Origin of the sequence: Methylomonas sp. LW13 (assembly GCF_016865255.1) — a bacterium.
Taxonomy (GTDB): domain Bacteria; phylum Pseudomonadota; class Gammaproteobacteria; order Methylococcales; family Methylomonadaceae; genus Methylomonas.
Genome location: NZ_CP033381.1, coordinates 1,900,123 through 1,917,971 on the forward strand (window position 1 = coordinate 1,900,123; position 17,849 = coordinate 1,917,971).

The following is a 17,849-nucleotide window of genomic DNA, read 5'->3' on the forward strand; positions in this document are numbered from 1 at the left end:
ATCGGAATGCTTTAGCCGGGTGGCAGCATCGCCAGCCTGATAAAATGCGCGGCATGAATACAACCTTGATGCAAATGACCGCGCTGATGCTGTGCGGTGCCGGTTGGCGAGTATTAACCCCTAACCGCTTGACGGCGGACCAGACCCGGTTGGTATTAACCAGCGTGGTGTACTATTTTTTTATGCCGGTTATGGTGCTGGAGGTGCTGTGGCGGGCCGATATTGGTTGGCAATCGCTGCAATACTCCGCATTGGGTTTTATCAGCATCTTGTTGTCGATTTTGGCGACTTGGCTGCTTGCTAAGTTGTTTAAATTTAAAAACCCGCAAACCGGGGCGGTGATTTTGGCGGCGGCTTTTCCAAACGTCACCTATCTGGGCTTGCCGGTATTGGAGCAGATTTTCGGCGACTGGACCCGGTCTTTGGTCATTCAGATCGATTTATTTGCCGAAGCGCCGTTGGTCTATACCTTGGGTATCATGCTGGCCCGCCATTACGGCGCTAGCGGCGAACCTAAGCCAAAATCGGTGTTGGCATTTTTCAATGCGCCGCCGTTCTGGGCTGCGTTTGTCGCGGTCGTGTTAAACCTCAATCAGGTGCCGATACCGTTTTGGGTGGCCGGCTTACTGCAAAAATGTTCCGGAGCGGTCGCTCCGTTGATGATTTTTTCGTTAGGTTTGGCGCTTAGCTGGCGGGATATACGCCTGCGCAACGTACCGTTCATCGTCCCCACTGCATTAGTTAAACTAGGCTTGATGCCGCTGATTGCCTTGTGGCTGGCAAACCTGCTCAATTTGACTGGTCAACCCAGGGCGGCGGCCGTGATGGATATAGCCATGCCGAGTATGGTGATGGGCATCGTGTTATGCGACCGCTATAAGCTGGACAGCGGTTTATATGCGATGGCCGTGACGGTGACGACGGCCTTGAGTTTAGTGAGCTTACCGCTCTGGTATCGGGTGTTATGAAACAGATTGCCGAAATATTCTCGCAAGGCGAGGAAATTGTCTGCGGGCAAACCGTGGACAGCAACGCCGCCTGGCTCTCCCAGCAATTGGTTGAGTTGGGCTTTACGCTGAAACGCCACACCGCAGTGGGCGATGACGTGGACGATTTGGTGGCCTTGTTCACGGAAATTGCCGAGCGCGCCGACTGCTGTATTTGCACCGGCGGTTTGGGGCCGACTATCGACGACTTAACCGCCGAAGCAGTCAGTATCGCCAGCGGTCAGCCTTTACGATTCGACGATCAGGCCTTTGCCGACATTCAACAATATTACGCCCGCCGCAATCGCGTGATGCCGGCGGCAAATCGCAAGCAAGCTATGCTGCCGCAGTCGGCAATACGTATCGACAACGCTTACGGCACCGCGCCGGGCTTTGCCTTGCAATTCAAACGCTGCTGGTTCGTGTGTCTGCCGGGTGTGCCGTCGGAAATGAAGAATATGTTTACCTCGCTAGTTCGGCCGCAATTACTGCAGGGTTTTGAGCTACAGCCGGCGTGTTTGGTCAGCTTGCGCAGCCTAGGCATAGGCGAATCGGCCATTCAGCAATGCTTGGTGGATATTGATTTGCCAGCGGGTGTGCAACTGGGGTTTCGTGCCGCGCCCGATGAAGTGCAGACCAAACTATTGTTTCCCAGTAATTTCCCCGAGCACGAAAAGCGTGATTGCGTGGCCACCGTGGCGGACAGAATCGGCGATTACGTGTTTGCCATTGATGGCCTGGACGAAGCGCAGGGCGATCTGCTGGATGTCGTGAGCAAAGCCATGAGCCGGAAATCTTATTCGCTCGCCTTGCTGGAAACCGCCAGCCAAGGCCGGTTAGCTGTCAAATGCTTGGGATGCGACTGGCTAAGGCGCGTAGAAATCAATCTGGATTGGGGACGCAACACCGGCGCAGGCGAAGCGGGGGGCGGCGATTTACTGCCTATCGCCAAAATTTGGGCGGAACAGCTGAAAGCTCGCGAGCAAACCGATTTTGCCTTAGTTCAGCTTTTTGCCGGCAGCGCCGAAGATTACCGGGATAAGGATAAAGCCATAGTCCTTTACAATGCCTTAGCCACACCCAGCGGCGTGGTCTCGACCCAGCTAAGCGCCTATGGCGCCCTTAAAACCAAACAAAACCAGGCGGCTTTATTCGCGCTGGACTTACTCAGACGTTACCTACAAAACAAATGCCTTTAATCCGTTTAACCAATGTTTCCATCGCCTTCGGCACCCACGCGCTGCTCGATAACGCCGCCTTTCAACTCGACGCCGGCGAGCGGGTCGGCCTGCTGGGCCGCAACGGCGAAGGCAAATCCACTTTAATGAAAATTATCGCCGGCGATATTCATGCCGATCATGGCGAAATCTGGAAACAGCCGGAATTGCGTTTAGCCTGGCTGGAGCAATCGCCCAATCTGGACGAAAACGACACAATCTACGAAGCCGTCGCTGGTGGACTTGGCGAATTGGGCCGGGTGATCGCCCGTTACCATGAATTATTGAGCCATATGGATGGCAGCGAGCAATCCCTGCAAGCCCTGGGCGATGTGCAACATAAGCTGGAAGCCGACAATGGCTGGGAGTTTCAAACCCGCGTCGAAGCGGTATTGAGCAAACTGCAATTGCCGGCGGACGTGCTGGTCGGCAGTTTGTCCGGCGGCTGGAAACGTCGAGTCGCACTAGCGCGCGCTTTGGTCATCGAGCCGGAAGTGTTGTTGCTGGACGAGCCGACCAACCATTTGGATTTTGAAAGTATCACCTGGCTGGAAGAGCAAATCCTGGCCTTCCAGGGTGCGGTGATGTTTGTCACCCATGACCGGGCATTTTTACAAAAACTGGCGACGCGGATTATCGATCTGGATCGCGGGCAATTGACTTCCTGGGCCGGTAATTATCAAGACTATTTGACTCGCAAGGCGGCTGCTTTGGAAGACGAAGCCAATCAAAACGCCGAGTTCGACAAGAAGTTGGCCAAGGAAGAAGTCTGGATTCGCCAGGGCGTCAAAGCCAGACGGACACGTAACGAAGGGCGAGTCCGAGCGTTGAAGAAATTGCGCGCCGAGCGTTCCGAACGGCGCAATACTCAAGGCACCGCCAAGCTTAGTTTGAATAAAGGCGAAGCCTCCGGCAAGAAAGTGGTCGAAGCCATCGATGTCAATTTTCAATATCAGGACAAACCCATCATCAAGGATTTTTCGCTGCGCATCGAACGCGGCGACAAGATCGGTTTGATCGGCAACAACGGCGCCGGCAAATCCACTTTGCTGAAGTTGCTGCTCGGCCAATTACAACCGACCACCGGTAGCATCGAGCTGGGCACCAATCTGCAAATCGCTTACTTCGACCAATTGCGCGAACAGCTTGATCCGGAAATCTCGGTGGCTGACAGCGTGCTGGACGGCGGCGAGTTTGTCGATACGCCGGACGGCAAACGCCACGTCATGTCTTACCTGGCCGACTTTTTATTCGCGCCGGCCCGCGCCCGTTCGCCGGTGAAAAGCCTGTCCGGCGGCGAGAAAAATCGGTTGCTGCTGGCGCGCCTGTTTACCAAGACCGCCAATCTGATCGTGATGGACGAACCCACCAATGATTTGGATTTGGAAACCCTGGAGATTCTGGAAGAAAAACTGGTCGAGTACCAAGGCACTTTATTGCTGGTCAGTCATGACCGGGAGTTCTTGGATAATGTCGTCACCAGCGTACTGGTGTTCGAAGGCGAGGGCAGGGTGGAAGAATACATCGGCGGGTATGCCGATTGGTTTGCCCTGATGGAGCAGAACAAAAAAGCCGAAGCGGTAAAGATTGCCGAACAAGCGGTGAAAAAAGAGAAGCCCAAAACCGCGCCGGCCAAGAAACTTAGCTTTAAAGAACAGCGGGAACTCGAGCAACTGCCGGCGCTGATCGAACAACTGGAAACATTGCAAACCCAGCTGACAGCGGAAATGAACGAAGCCGGTTTTTATAAACAAAGTCCCGATGCGGTGGCGGCCAAACTGGCGCAATTGCAAACCGCCGAGGCCGATCTAAGTCAGGCCTATCAGCGTTGGGACGAATTGGAAGCCCTGCAGGGTTGAGCAGGTTGCTGTTTAGGGCAACAGTTCGCTATTCAGCAGCGCCACCAGCGTATTGGGCTGGCCTTGTAAAAATTTGATAATCTCCATGCGGGCCACGTCTGCGGGAATGTTTCGGGCTTGCATGGCCCGCAGTATCGTCTCAAAAGCCAGACGACGCTGCAGGCCATCCTCGTTTTGGTCGCGCCGACAGCCGAATTCATCCATCAGCGTAGAGCCGCAGCGGCAGTTTCTGAATACTTCCACTAGAATTAAGCCATCGTCCTCAATAGCCGACCGTAACGATGAACGGCCATGGGGCATGTCTTGGGTTTCGATGAAAAACTGCTCGGCCGAGATATACACGTAACCGCAACTGCGACAGGTTTTCGGAAACGTTGAATCCAGCAAGGCTTGTAAACCGTCGAAATCTTGAATATCCATAGCAATAAACCTGAGCCTTGAAATAACCGACAGCGTAAATGCATTGTGCCATAATGCCAACGGTCGGTAATCAGACTTGACCCTCCTGAGAATGGATCGCGGATGAGTATTTTAACGTGGAACGACCAACTATTGGTTGGTATAGAGAGTGTGGATAATCAGCATCGGCACCTGGTCGCGCTGATTAATCGCCTGGATGAACTAAACGCTTTGGGCGCGGACCTGCAAACCGTGCTGGAAACCGTCAAGCAGTTGGTCGAGTATACCGTCGAGCACTTCCAACACGAAGAGCAACTGATGATGGAGGCAGGCTTCAATCCGCGGATGCAGGACCAGCATTGCCAGCAACATCAAGAATTTATCGATAAAATGCAGCAAGTGCATGTCGAGGCGCAATCCGATGTTTCGGTCATTTCCAAGGATCTGTTGGATTTTTTGGTGGATTGGCTTTGCCACCATATTTTAAAAACCGACAAGTTGATGGCGATCAGCCTTAATCAGGGCATCGACGCCGAGCAAGTCAGTATCGATAAGGATGAACATGTCGATATTTTGCACAGCAATTTGTATTCGGCCTTGCGGGAAAGCGAAGAGCGTTTCAAGGAACTTGCCGACCATCTCCCGGCCCTGATCTGGATCACCAACGCCAAAAACCTGCCGATTTTCTGCAATCGTTTCTGGTTTAAAACCTTTCGCATCGAACGCGGTTTCGTCGACCGCCGGCAATGGCTGAACACGATACACCCCGACGATAGGGACAAGGTGGTGCAGACCTATCAGCAAGCCGCGCAGGAATTAACCAAGTTCAAGATTCAGTACCGGCTGTGTACCGAGGATGCCAAGGAAACCTGGATTCTGGAAACCGCCGTGCCCAGGATGCGCAAGAACGGTAAATTTGCCGGCTTGATGGGCTGCGGGATGGACATCAGCACCCAAAAGCAGGCGGAAACCGCTTTGCTGAAACTGAACCAACAACTGGAAGAACGGGTTCGCGAGCGCACCCAAGCGCTGACAGAAGCGAATCAGACGCTGCAGATGGAAAAAAACCAGCAAACCCTGCTCAATCAGAAACTCCAGGAAACTCAGGCCCATCTGGTGCAATCGGAAAAAATGGCCTCGATCGGCCAATTGGCCGCCGGGGTGGCGCACGAGATCAATAATCCGCTCGGTTATATTTATTCCAACCTCAACAGCCTGAAACAATACATACAAGAACTCATCAAGGCCGCCGAATTGGCTGAGCGTCTGGCCGGGCAACTGGCGGATAATCACCCGGACGTGCAAGCTTTTAAACAGTTTAAAAATACGGTCGATCTGGATTTTCTGAAAGATGACGCCGCCGACCTGGTGGAAGAGTCTCTGGAAGGTGCGACTCGCGCGAAGAAAATCGTCCAGGATTTACGCGATTTTTCCCGGATCGATAAGCAGGGCCGGGAGATGTTCGATTTGGAAGCCGGGATTGATGCCACCTTGAATATCGTCAACAACGAACTGAAATACAAGGCCGAAGTGGTGAAGGAATACGGCGGTATCAAACCTTTCGAATGCGTTGGCGCGCAGTTGAATCAGGTATTCATGAATCTATTGGTCAACGCCGCGCAAGCCATTGAAGATTTCGGCAAAATCACGGTGCGTACCGGTTATCAGGATGCCGATTGGGTTTGGGTGGACGTGGAGGATAACGGCCAAGGTATGAGCGAGGCAACCCGAATGCGGATATTCGATCCGTTTTTTACCACCAAGCCGGTCGGTAAAGGTACCGGCCTGGGCTTGTCGCTATCTTACAAAATCATCCAGGACCATCATGGTCGTATCGAGATAGATTCGGAAATAGGCCGAGGAACTCGGTTCCGGATTTATTTGCCGACTCGTACCCCTGTCAGTTAACGATTATCGCAGCCGCGCCATGACCGAGCTATCCCCAGACCCCAAAACCGTTGCCAATTTATTATTCGTCGATGACGAACCCAATGTCTTAAAGGCCCTGCGACGCCTGTTTCGCGGTGCGGAATATCAAGTCTATATGGCGGAGAGCGGCGCCGACGGCCTGGAGATTTTGGCGCAACAGCCTATCGATCTGATTATCTCCGACATGCGTATGCCGCAGATGGATGGGGCCGAGTTTCTCACCCGGGCGGCTGAACGTTGGCCGAATATCGTGAGAATTTTACTGACCGGCTATGCCGACATTGAATCGACCATCGCCGCCGTCAACAAAGGCAAGATCTACAGTTATTGCAGCAAGCCTTGGGAAGACAACGAACTGAAAATTCTGGTGAACAACGCGCTGGAACAAAAGCGCCTGCGCGACGAACGTCGGCAGCTGTTCGATATTATCAACCGGCAAAATCAGGAGCTGAAAGAGCTGAACGCCGGTTTGGAAGACAAGGTCGAAAAACGCACCGAGCAGTTGAGAAAGTCCTTGCAGATGATCGATCAAGCCCACGATGCCTTGAAAAAACAGTATGCCGATTCGGTTAAGGTGTTCGCCAAAACCATTGAAATGCGGCCGGGTATCAAAAGCGGACATGCCAAATATGTGGCGGAAAATGCCAGGGAAGTCGGGCGGCGGCTGGGCATGGACGCCGCGGAGCTGAAGGATTTGGTTTATGCCGGCCTGTTGCTGCAAATCGGCAAAATGAGTTTGCCGGACAGTTTGCTGACCCAGGCTTTGTTAAGCATGAACAGCCAGCAACGCAAGCGCTACTTAAATCACGCTTTGGAAGGGCAAACGCTATTAAAAGGCCTGGAACCCTTGCATAACGCCGCCGAGCTCATCGCCGCCCAATACGAGCATTTCGACGGTTCCGGCCAACCTTTGGGTTGGGCGGGCGCGGAGATACCCTTGGGTACCAGGATATTGACTCTGGTGCGTGACTATATCAATTATCTGGACGGCTCGATCACCGGCACCGCGATGACAACCGAGCAAGTGAAAGAGCGGCTGCTGAGCAAAAAAGCCAAGGACTACGACCCACGGGTGGTTGATACCTTTCTGGCGCTGCTCGCCGAATCGGAAACTGTCGACGAACGGCCGATTATCGAAATTTCCTGGACCCAGTTGCAAGCAGGCATGGAAGCCGCCGAGATTATTTGTAACGACGTGTTGTATTTAAAGAATCAGATTCTCAACGAAAAAAACGTCGAAGACATTTTGGAACTCAGGAAGCAAAAGAAAAATCTGATTTTGCGGGTGAGAATGGGCAGTGAGCGACAACGCGGTTGAATAAGCCGGAACGGTGGAAACCCTTTTAGACAGGCAGGTAAATATGAGTAAAAAGCACCCACCAAAGTCCGACAAACAGGTCTACAAAGATACCTTGCAGCAATTGCAGGTGGAACTGGTCAAGTTGCAGAACCATATCATCAAGCATGGCGACAAAATTCTGATCATCCTGGAAGGCCGCGATGCCGGCGGTAAAGACGGCACCATCAAGCGCATCATTCAACATCTTAGTCCTCGGGAAATCCGGGTGGTGGCACTGGGTAAACCGTCCGACCGCGATCTCAGCACCTGGTATTTTCAACGCTACACCCACCATTTGCCGGCCGCCCAGGAAATGGTGTTATTCAATCGCAGTTGGTACAACCGGGCCGGCGTGGAGCGGGTGATGGGATTTTGCAACGATGACGAATACCACGAGTTCATCGAGATCGTCTCGCATTACGAACAGTTGCTGGTGCGCTCCGGCATCAAACTGCTGAAATACTATCTGGACATCAGCAAAGCCGAACAAAAAGAACGCTTAAAACAACGCCAAAAAGATCCGCTGAAACAATGGAAAATCAGCCCCATCGACAAGGAAGCCCAAAAACACTGGCAGCAATACAGCGAAGCCCGCAATATCATGTTTGCCAGAACCCACCATTTATCCGCGCCCTGGACTGTCGTTAGATCCGACGATAAACAAGCCGCACGGATCAATATCATCAAGGATTTATTGTTTCGTTTGGACTACAAAGGCAAGGACGAATCGCTGGTCTTGCCGGACGCGAACATCGTGTTTAATTACGAGGAAAGTTATTTGCATAATGGGATGATTGCGCCGTGATGCGCTTGATGGTCGGGATTTGGGTGAGGTAATGAAAAGCAGGGTGGGTACGGTTTTTGTGCCCACGTGGAATTAAAACAATCGCGTGATAATGGTGGGCAGAAAAGCGTTGCCCACCCTTGTATGATGAATTTTAACAACCGATAGCCCAGAAAAACCGATTAAGCTGTGATTGTTCATTGGGAGGCCGTCCCACCCTGAGGACTGGTGGTTTACCAGAGCCTGTCGTGTAGATTGGCCCCCGCCCTATTCACCCATACCGTGGAGTATCCGAGGCTTAGAGCCTGCATACACAAGGAAGGTAGGTGCATGTGCAGGGTCGGGAACCGGTGAATAGTGTACTTCCCTTTAACTGTATTCAAAAACGATTATGACGAACCACCCGCTCAACACCACCGCTGAATCTATCCCTCGCCTGTTTGCCGGCGTGGATGTGGGCGCCGATGAATTGGTGCTGGTGATCCGCAAGAACGGCAAGCCGTTCGATCCGCAAAAATATGCTAATACTCGTAGCGACCGTGCGCGTCTGGTGAATAAGTTGATCAAATTACCCGGCATCAAGGTCTGTCTGGAAGCCACCGGTATTTACCATTTCGATCTTGCTATTGCGCTACACGACGTCGGTGTACCTGTGATGGTGGTCAATCCCAAGGCTTCGCATCACTTCGCTAAGGTATTGATGAAAAACAGTAAAACCGACGCCGTCGATGCCAACACCTTGGCCGAATATGTCGAGCGCATGGATTTCGTCGCCTGGACTCGTCCTTCGAATCAAGCGCTGGCTTTGCGCGGCTATGCTCGCCGTATCGACGCGCTAACCGGTCAGAAGGCCGCCGCGAAAAATCATCTACATGCGCTGAGTGCGACCGAGGAAACGCCGAAGGCCCTACTACGCGATGCCAAATTGGCGATTAGTCAGCTGGAAAAACGCATCGATACGTTGGCTGGCGAGGCGCTGGCGTTGATCGACCAGCATCCGGAACTGCAACGAATATTCGACCTGTTGACCGGCATCAAAGGCATTGCCCAAACCAGCGCCATTGCCTTGATGGGCGAACTACTGCTATTGCCGCCCAACCTGTCGCATCGCGAATGGGTCAAGTTTGCCGGACTCGATCCCAAGGCCTTTGAGTCGGGCAAAAGCGTACACAAGAAAATGCGGTTATCCAAGGCCGGTAACCGGCATATTCGTTCGGCGTTGTATATGCCGGCCTTGAGTGCCAAACAGCACGATCCGCATGTGCGAGCGTATTTCCAGCATTTGATCGACAACGGCAAGAAACCTTTGCAAGCCGTCTGCGCCGTCATGCGTAAATTACTGCATGCGATCCATGGCATGTTGAAGCACGATCAGCCGTTCGATAACACGCGGTTTTATGCCATCCCTGAATCCATCATCGCCGAGTAAAAGATGATGAAATTTGTTGCTTTTGAACAGAGTATCTACGTTACTGATTTTAAAAATGGGAAACATTACATGTCATCAATTGTAGGGCATGCTTTGATCAATTCAGCCATTTTTGGCAGAAAGCACGAAATTAAATCTGGCGGCGCTGCATTTATGTGTATGTTTTTTATCGGACTGGGTATAAGTCCAGATATGGATTACTTGGTTTATTGGGTATTTGACTATCAAATAGAGCCAAGAGTAACGCATTCAATATTATTTTTTTTCGTCATTGGTTTGATTGCCTCATGTGCCAAGAAATTTGTATTAAAAAATACTTTTATCTCGGTTTCTCATGGGTTGTTTTATATGGCGAGCTTTTCTCACTTGATATTGGATTTACTGGTGGGCGTTCATCCTATGCCGCTGTTTTGGCCAATAAATTCAAATTTAATAAAGTTACCTTTTGGTATTTTGCCAAGCGCAGGGCATATCGATATAAAAAACATTTATCTTTGGCGTAATATCCTCATTGAGTTAGTGATTTTAATGCCTGTTTCTATGTTAATTTCATGTAAATTGAAAGCGATATTGTTTCAAAGATATAAAGCGATGCGTTATGTGTTTTATATTACCCTGGTTGTCGGTATGTTCGTTGGGTTTAGTCTTAAACGATAAACACAAGTTATTTATATGTTTTGAACCCGATAAGGTGCGCTAATAGCCCGCACAGGGTGTATTAGCGTAAGCGCAATGCACCGAATGATTTATGACCAACATACGGCGCAATACGGCTATGCCTATTGATGACTTATTGTCGTAATTCCTCGTGAGCACAAAAACTGTGTTCATCCTGACTTATTTCATAAGTTTTTTAGTTTAAAGGAGATAATAAGTGCCATTCAACTTTCGAAAAAATTACGCTGAGAAATTGCAGGTTTCTTCAAATATTTTCAATAAAAGAGGGGTTTATGAATTATTTCAATAATATTTTATTATCGACAACTATATTAATTATGTCTACATTAGTAAGCTTTCAAGCAAGCGCAGCTTTAGCTCAATATAGCTATACTGGGAATTTATTCGACAGTTTTTCTGTTGAGGGTGTGTCAGCTCCCTATAATGTTGATCGATCTCGCCTTTCCCGTGTAAGGATCGACTTTGCAATCGAAGATTCCCTCGTGCCTAAGAATACTAGTTTTTACTCGGAAATTGACCTGACAAAAAAAGACTCTTCACCATTTGCGAGTTTTTATATTAGTGACGGATATACCAATATCGATCATTATCAGATAGATCCTTACCGTATGATTAAATCTGTAAGTATTATGTTTGATACCGATTCTGAAGGAAATGTAGATGGACGTTGGCGTATAGTTGCCAGGTCTGGTTATTACACTTTTTATGATCAGGTATATTCAAGCATACAGAGTGCTTTCAATAACCCCTCCAGCCCTGACTATGAAGGTGTAATTTATACGGACGACTTCTATGGTTTCCCCCCTGGGTCTGAATATATACATGCAAGTTTGTCAGCGCTTGTCTCAAATGGGCCGGGTTCTTGGACGCGCACGCTAATGCCAGTTAGCAATGTGCCGCTCCCTAATGGGATGTTGCTATTTTTGTCCGCGCTATGTTGCCTATGTTTTCGGTTTTCACAAAGCTTGGTTCACCCTCTACCAAATTGAGAGAGGCAACGATACTTGCTTCGTCGCTTCTGCGGCATCAAAAAGCGATAATAATCAAGCTAACAAGGCGCAATAACCAATGGGCTTGCGCCTTATGATTTAGCGGCGCAATACGGCTAAGCCTATTGATACCCTAGACTTCCAACATTTGACGTGACCGGAGCAACAGCTGATAAGCGCTGCCGCTCCGGTGGTTTGCAAAGAAAGGTTTACTTAGCCGGTTCCCCCCCGCGTTTCGCTACGGTTGTCATTACTGGCTCCGGTTATCACTTTTCAGATAACTAGTTTTAGCCCATGCCGGGCACACAACGATGCGCCTCCTTAAGTCGGCAGCATCCTATCGGCGCACCTTATCGGGTTGAGATTGATATGAATTTGAATAGTTTGAAAATACGGCGCAATGCCTGATGGTTATTGCGCCTTGCCCACCCTACGTTATTAAAAAAATGGCAAAAAGAGCGAGGAAAAAATTTTAAACATATTAAGTTTTTAGGTTAGCGCCCAAAACCATATTTCTTTGCAGTTAAAGTAACAGTGAGAATTGCATAGCTGGATATTATTGCTTGTTTCAATCAGGTCAATGTGCCCCCATCATATCCGGTAATTTTCCAAAAAAATATGAGGCCTCGTTTATTTGTAAGTAACGTTTTAGTTTTTGCAGGATCAATAACTTCTGGTCTGCCGAAAATGTGAGATAACATTAACTGATCCGCTAATAACTTTGCACCTGGTTCAATCTTTTTGCCTTTTAAAGATCCTGCTTTTATCGGTAATCGTCCCGTGAAGGAAACGGCAGAATGAAGAAGTGCAATACTCATTCGAGTAGCGCAAGTGTTAGCATAACCAGCATTCTGGGCTAATAACCGCGTACGGCGCATTAGCGTAAGCGCAATGCGCCGAATGATTTAATACCAACATGCGCTACGCCTATTGACGTACCGCATTGAGTAAAAAATCACAGGGGGTTGTTGACTTGGAACAGAGTACTACGGGGTTGAGAGATATACAGGAGATTCCTCGAAAATATAGGAAAGCGGGATAAATGGTAAGCCTGTAGCTGCGCCACACGCCATAGCAGGTAATAAGTAGCTGTTATTGATAGCGGAACGGTACGTTTCAGTTCGTTTCCCAAGTTTACCTATGTACACGGCGTCAAACGTAGCCCGCGTAGGGCGCAATAACCAACGGGCATTGCGCCGCATTGAAGGCACATAATCGATAATAAACAAATGGATTACCTGCGAACCTGGCACCCAGTCGGAGCCTATTTTTTTACTATCAATTTGTTACAAAGAAAAGATAACGATTTGTTGATACGACATATTCAATCTTTACGGGAATCGGTCAAAACGGTGAAAGCTCATCACTCGTTCAAAATTCACGGTTGGGTGGTATTACCTGAGCACATGCATTGCTTGATAGAACTGCCGGAAAACGATATTGACTATGCTACTCGAATACGTTTGATAAAAATTGGATTTTCCAAAGCCATACCGAAAACCGAGCGCAGATCGAGCGTGAGAATCAAGCGGGGAGAACGTGGTATTTGGCAAAGGCGTTATTGGGAGCATCTGATACGGGATGAAGCAGATTTTCAAGCGCACATGAATTATATTCATTACAACCCGGTGAAACATGGATGGGTAAAGCACGTAAAAGATTGGCCATACTCGACCTTTCACCGATGGGTTGAGCAGTGCGCTTATCCTTTGAATTGGGCAGGAATTGACGGAGATTTATATGAGTTTGAGTGATCGAAAAATAATACGGCGCAATGCCCGTTGGTTATTGCGCCTTACGGCCTTGCTAGGTTCAGATGAGTAATGATTACTTTTAAGTGTCTGAAAAGTTGGCTTCATGGCTTTTCTCTACAAGGAAATGATTTTTTTAGTGATTCTTCAATTACCACGGATGCTCGACGTTCCAATTGAGTGGGTTCAAGTTTTTTCATATGTTCAAATATAAATTCATTTAATGTGGCAGTTTTTAGCGTCTTGAAGCCACACCACACCCTTCCTTCCGTGGCGTCCAAAACGCCAAGCAAATAAAGCCTAGCCGCTTTTCGAGTATTGCTATCTGAGCTTACAAACTCATCAAGAAATATTTTTGCCTGTAAATCTACGCTGTCTTCGTTTATTTTAGGGGTATTAGCATTCGCATATGCGCATTCACATAGGACGATTGTACTCATGATAAGTGCGCAGCTGATTTTTGTTAGTTTGGTTAAAAATTTCATCATAAAATTTCAATAATTTTGATTATGTCTGACACACAAAAGACCGTAAGGCGCAATAACCAACGAGCATTACGCCGATTTGATCAACCTGCCACTGATATTAAACGAATAGATTACCAGTCCGCGTAGATTTAAGGCCAACATGCGGCGCAATACGGCTACGCCTATTGACGCCCTACATTTCCAACACTAGATAGGGCCGAAGCAACAGCTGATAAGGGCCGCCGCTCCGGTGGTTTGCAACGACAGGTTTACTTAGCAGGTTCCGCAGGTTTAGCCGGGGCTGCTGCCGGAGCAGGCGCATCAACTTTAGCTGGCGCCGCTTTTTCCTCAATCTGGGCCGCTTGTTCCGTTTCTTGCTTGGGTCCGATATAGCCTTTATGCCAGGCGTAGGCCGCGCCGGCCAACCCAATAAGGTGCGCACATAGGATGCTGCCGACGTTAGGAGGCGCATTGATCGAGTAGCCAAAAGTCATGACCGAATATCGACGTTTTTATATACCCAAAGCCTTGTGGTTTTTCACCGTCAATCTTGCGGAACGCAAGAACAATTGATTATTGATTGAGCAAATTGACGTATTAAGCCAAGCCTTTCGGTATGTAAAAACCCGAAAACCATTTTATATGAATGCCGTGGTGATCATGCCCGATCATTTGCATTGCATTTGGACATTGCCGGCAGATGATGGCGATTATTCAATGCGCTGGAATTTATTGAAAGGGTGTTTTTCCAGAAAAATATCAACCGGTGAGCGGGTTTCAAAAAGTCGTCAAAAACGGCGTGAACGCGGTATTCGGCAGCGACGGTTTTGGGCGCATTTAATCGAAGACCAAGATGCTTTAAATCGGCATATCGATTATATCCATTGGAATCCGGTGAAGCATGGATATGTGAAACGGGTGATGGATTTACCCATAGGGCATAACGGCCGTATTCCAGTTTTCATCAATTTGTGAAACGTGGAGTTTATTCAAATAATTGGGGAAGTAATGAGCAATATGAAATTCAAGGTGTCGAGTAACGCGAGCGATGCGCCTCCTGACGTCGGCAGCATCCTATGGGCTATCTTCGCACCGATTAGCGTAAGCACAATGCACCGAATGATTTAATACCAACATGCGCTACGCCTATTGACGTACCGCATTGAGTAAAAAATCACAGGGGGTTGTTGACTTGGAGCAGAGTACTACGGGGTTGAGAGATATACAGGAGATTCCTCGAAAATATAGGAAAGCGGGATAAATGGTAAGCCTGTAGCTGCGCCACACGCCATAGCAGGTAATAAGTAGCTGTTATTGATAGCGGAACGGTACGTTTCAGTTCGTTTCCCAAGTTTACCTATGTACACGGCGTCAAACGTAGTAGCCAGCAAAATAAACGGTGTGCCACAAATAGCGTTTCCAACGAAAGTGGGAGCTGCAACGATGCCGTTTCTATTGTACAAATTCGATATGTCTTTTATCGGGTTGTCGTCATGAATTCCTGATCGCGAAGCGCAGCCTATAAGAGCAAAGTTCAAACAAAATAGGATTAGCTGAGTTTTCATGACGGCCCAACAAATGATTTTAAGCCCGCGTACGGGGGATTATCGTTAGCGCAATGCGCCGAATGATTTAAGGTCAATATGCGGCGCAATACGGCTACGCCTATTGACGCCCTACATTTCCAACATTAGACGGGACCGGAGCAACAGCTGATAAGCGCAGCCGCTCCGGTGGTTTGCAACGACAGGTTTACTTAGCCGGCTCCGCAGGCTTGGCTGGAGCTCCGGCCGGTGCCTCCGCTTTAGCCTGCGCCGCTTTTTCCTCAACCTGGGCCGCTTGTTCCGGTTCTTGCTTCGGCCCTATATAGCCTTTATGCCAGGCGTAGGCCGCGCCGGCCAGCAGGATCAGCAAAAACATGTAGCTTTTCCAATGGCTTTGCTTTTCGCCGAATGGATCGACCATTTGCATTTCCGCGTCTTTCGGTAATTTGGCGACACCGGTCAACAAGCGGCCGAACGGGATGTTGATAAAGGCTTTCGCATTCACCGCCCAGCCGCAGGCGTCCAGAACCGGTGCCAGATTGCGTTGGCGTAGTTTCAAATAAGCGATAAACATGGATGGGCCGGAAATCGCCAGCATCACGCCGATGATGGCCAGCGGCATTTGCCACCAAACCAAGCCCATGAAGCTGCTCATCACCGTGGCCAGCGCAGTACCGATCGCGCCGATTGCCAAGCCGATGGCGGCGAAAATCCCGGCGAATTTGCCGACGTCGAACGGGGCCGGCGGTTCCTTGCCTTGTCCGGCATTCGCGCCGGCTTCGGAAATGCCTTTAAACGTATTTTCGTGGGCCGCTTTGTCGCGGGCCGACGCGCTTTTTTCCAATTGCTCGTTAATCATCCGCGCGACACGTTTATAAGGCGCCCAGAATGCTTCTTTGATGCTGATCGGGTTTTCGATGATTTTGACGATGGTCGCATCCCAGTCCAAGCCATTGCGGTCGTAAAACACGCCGTTGCGGCCGACGCGCAAATTGTCGCTGTCGCCGCCGGTAAAGGCCGCGGCAATGGTCAGGGTTTCGTTGCTGCCTTGGCGGCGGCAGACGCAATAGGCTAGAAAGATTTTGCTCAGTTCCGCCAACTTGCTATGGCTGTCCACGTCATCCACTTTCACGCACAATTGGCAGCTTCTGCCGTCCAGATATAAGGTACCGGCTTGGAAAATAGCGTGCGGTTCCGGGCTGTAAAAATCGCGAAACGACACGAAGTTGTTTAATAAGGTGTACAGATCGCGGTAGTAATGCAGCAAGCGCACGACAGAATCGATGGCTTTGGCGTGCGGTTCCAAAGCCAAATCCTGTTCGACCAAGCCGGTCAATTTGGCTTGCGTATCGCTTTGCAACAGCGTTTTGATGCGCTCCAGCCCCAAGCCTTCCACGGCATTGGCAGGTTTTTTCTGCAACCAAGCCTGGTAATCGGCAAATTGGCCGACCACGCTTTGCCATTGTGCGTCGGACAAGCTATCTAAAGTGCCCAGCAGCGGTGTCAGCACCTGGGTTTTTAACTGGTCTATCGCCGCCCGCCAGGCCGGATTCAAACCGGTGGTCAATGGCAAATTGCCGCCAGCGACGATGGCAGCCAGCGGCAATTTAGCCAGCTCTTCGCTGCCGGCGGATAAATCGATGCCGGCCAGTTGCTCGTAGCGGCTGTCGGCTGGGTTCAACAACTCGGTCGCGCCGGTGTCGAATTCCGCCAATTGGCAGCGGGTAAAAAAGTCGTCGATTTTGGGTTTTACTTGCGCCAGCAAGGCCGCCGCCGCTTCGGTGTCGGCGATTTGATTGCGAATCCGCACGGCTTCGGCGTCGCTCTGTTGCCACCAATCGAAGTATGCGCCGGCGTCTTTAAAAAACTGTTCGATTTTTTCCAGATTAATGCCCGGCTCGCCGCTGCGGTCCTGAATTTCGCCCAAGCAGGCGATGATGTCGGTGATGGCTTGCTGGCCGGCCTCATCGCCGGCGGCTTTAACCGGAATAATGCCGTCGCCGTTAAATTGGGTGTTGGCGAAAATCTTGGTCATATCGGCCAGATCATCGGCGGTGATTTCGGTCGCATCCGCCTTGCCCAGATTTTTTAAGATCTCGACGGCGGAAGCCAGTAGCTGTTGACCTTCTTCATCTTGATCGTTAATCGCCGCCAGCGGCAGTGTGGTGTTTTGTTGGATCAAATCGGCCGGGTTTTTCAGTACCTTGCTCACCCAACGCACCGCTTCGATGACCTCGTTCGCTCTGATGCGGCCGTCGTTATCGGTATCCAGCAACGCCAATGTTTGGTTGTCGAAGAACAAGCCGTGGGTCGGGCAACTCAGCGCCGCCCATAATTTCTGATCCAGTTCCGGTAGTCCGATTAAATCGCTACCGCGCTGCAATTCAACCTGATCGAAACCGCCGAGTCGGGCAAACCGCCATTTTTCGGCAACATTGCGGCTGGATATGGGCGTCATGGTGTGTCTCCTGTGTTGAG

15 protein-coding genes and 1 pseudogene are annotated in these 17,849 nt (G+C 49.9%); 11 read left to right on the forward strand and 5 right to left on the reverse strand.

Annotation, left to right across the window (positions count from 1 at the left end; all coding sequences use genetic code 11):
* Positions 1-53 precede the first annotated feature (53 nt).
* The 3 genes from JL719_RS08595 to JL719_RS08605 are packed head-to-tail and all read left to right on the forward strand — an operon-like array spanning position 54 to position 4,062.
* Complete coding sequence (locus JL719_RS08595) at positions 54-968, forward strand: AEC family transporter (RefSeq protein ID WP_033157484.1); 915 nt, start codon at positions 54-56, stop codon at positions 966-968.
* Entirely contained in the window at positions 965-2,185 is a 1,221-nt protein-coding gene (locus JL719_RS08600; protein ID WP_033157451.1) for a competence/damage-inducible protein A, read from the forward strand. The genes JL719_RS08595 and JL719_RS08600 overlap by 4 nt, the downstream gene beginning before the upstream one ends.
* Positions 2,176-4,062 carry an ATP-binding cassette domain-containing protein gene (locus JL719_RS08605; RefSeq protein WP_033157452.1) on the forward strand — a complete coding sequence of 629 codons (1,887 nt, stop codon included), beginning with the start codon at positions 2,176-2,178 and terminating at the stop codon, positions 4,060-4,062. The genes JL719_RS08600 and JL719_RS08605 overlap by 10 nt, the downstream gene beginning before the upstream one ends.
* Positions 4,063-4,074: 12 nt before the next feature.
* Here the strand turns inward: JL719_RS08605 and JL719_RS08610 are convergent, their stop codons facing one another.
* The gene (locus JL719_RS08610) at positions 4,075-4,482 is read right to left on the reverse strand and encodes a hypothetical protein (protein ID WP_033157453.1); all 408 of its coding nucleotides are present in this window, start codon (positions 4,480-4,482) and stop codon (positions 4,075-4,077) included.
* Positions 4,483-4,584: 102 nt separating this feature from the next.
* Between JL719_RS08610 and JL719_RS08615 the strand changes: the two genes are divergently transcribed.
* The 6 genes from JL719_RS08615 to JL719_RS08640 all read left to right on the forward strand — a co-directional run bounded on the left by JL719_RS08615 (position 4,585) and on the right by JL719_RS08640 (position 11,609).
* Positions 4,585-6,369, forward strand: coding sequence for a bacteriohemerythrin (locus JL719_RS08615; RefSeq protein WP_033157454.1), 1,785 nt, complete (start codon positions 4,585-4,587; stop codon positions 6,367-6,369).
* A 19-nt stretch (positions 6,370-6,388) separates the two neighbouring features.
* Entirely contained in the window at positions 6,389-7,708 is a 1,320-nt protein-coding gene (nosR, locus tag JL719_RS08620) for a response regulator c-di-GMP phosphodiesterase, NosR family (RefSeq protein WP_033157455.1), read from the forward strand.
* A gap of 43 nt (positions 7,709-7,751) precedes the next feature.
* Complete coding sequence (gene ppk2, locus JL719_RS08625; protein ID WP_033157456.1) at positions 7,752-8,534, forward strand: polyphosphate kinase 2; 783 nt, start codon at positions 7,752-7,754, stop codon at positions 8,532-8,534.
* Between the two features lie 370 nt (positions 8,535-8,904).
* Entirely contained in the window at positions 8,905-9,942 is a 1,038-nt protein-coding gene (locus JL719_RS08630; RefSeq protein ID WP_129871317.1) for an IS110 family RNA-guided transposase, read from the forward strand.
* Between the two features lie 3 nt (positions 9,943-9,945).
* Entirely contained in the window at positions 9,946-10,599 is a 654-nt protein-coding gene (locus tag JL719_RS08635) for a metal-dependent hydrolase (RefSeq protein WP_033159036.1), read from the forward strand.
* 293 nt (positions 10,600-10,892) lie between these two features.
* The gene (locus JL719_RS08640; RefSeq protein WP_129871373.1) at positions 10,893-11,609 is read left to right on the forward strand and encodes a hypothetical protein; all 717 of its coding nucleotides are present in this window, start codon (positions 10,893-10,895) and stop codon (positions 11,607-11,609) included.
* 572 nt (positions 11,610-12,181) lie between these two features.
* On the opposite strand, the gene JL719_RS08645 is transcribed toward JL719_RS08640, so the two are convergent.
* Positions 12,182-12,487: a T6SS effector amidase Tae4 family protein gene (locus JL719_RS08645; protein ID WP_225893066.1), complete on the reverse strand. Its 306-nt coding sequence runs from the start codon at positions 12,485-12,487 to the stop codon at positions 12,182-12,184.
* 351 nt (positions 12,488-12,838) lie between these two features.
* Between JL719_RS08645 and JL719_RS08650 the strand changes: the two genes are divergently transcribed.
* Positions 12,839-13,363: an REP-associated tyrosine transposase gene (locus JL719_RS08650; protein WP_033159035.1), complete on the forward strand. Its 525-nt coding sequence runs from the start codon at positions 12,839-12,841 to the stop codon at positions 13,361-13,363.
* Positions 13,364-13,464: 101 nt separating this feature from the next.
* Here the strand turns inward: JL719_RS08650 and JL719_RS08655 are convergent, their stop codons facing one another.
* Together JL719_RS08655 and JL719_RS08660 are read right to left on the reverse strand one after the other, a co-directional pair.
* Positions 13,465-13,848 carry a Rap1a/Tai family immunity protein gene (locus JL719_RS08655; protein ID WP_033159034.1) on the reverse strand — a complete coding sequence of 128 codons (384 nt, stop codon included), beginning with the start codon at positions 13,846-13,848 and terminating at the stop codon, positions 13,465-13,467.
* A gap of 248 nt (positions 13,849-14,096) precedes the next feature.
* Positions 14,097-14,321, reverse strand: a complete 225-nt coding sequence (locus JL719_RS08660) for a hypothetical protein (protein ID WP_033159033.1) — start codon at positions 14,319-14,321, stop codon at positions 14,097-14,099.
* On the opposite strand from JL719_RS08660, the pseudogene JL719_RS08665 reads away from it, so the two are divergent.
* A pseudogene (locus tag JL719_RS08665) lies at positions 14,320-14,867 on the forward strand (REP-associated tyrosine transposase). The gene JL719_RS08660 and the pseudogene JL719_RS08665 sit on opposite strands and share 2 nt — an antisense overlap.
* A gap of 712 nt (positions 14,868-15,579) precedes the next feature.
* Here JL719_RS08665 and JL719_RS08670 read toward each other — a convergent pair.
* Positions 15,580-17,829 carry a hypothetical protein gene (locus JL719_RS08670; protein ID WP_033159032.1) on the reverse strand — a complete coding sequence of 750 codons (2,250 nt, stop codon included), beginning with the start codon at positions 17,827-17,829 and terminating at the stop codon, positions 15,580-15,582.
* Positions 17,830-17,849: the final 20 nt, after the last annotated feature.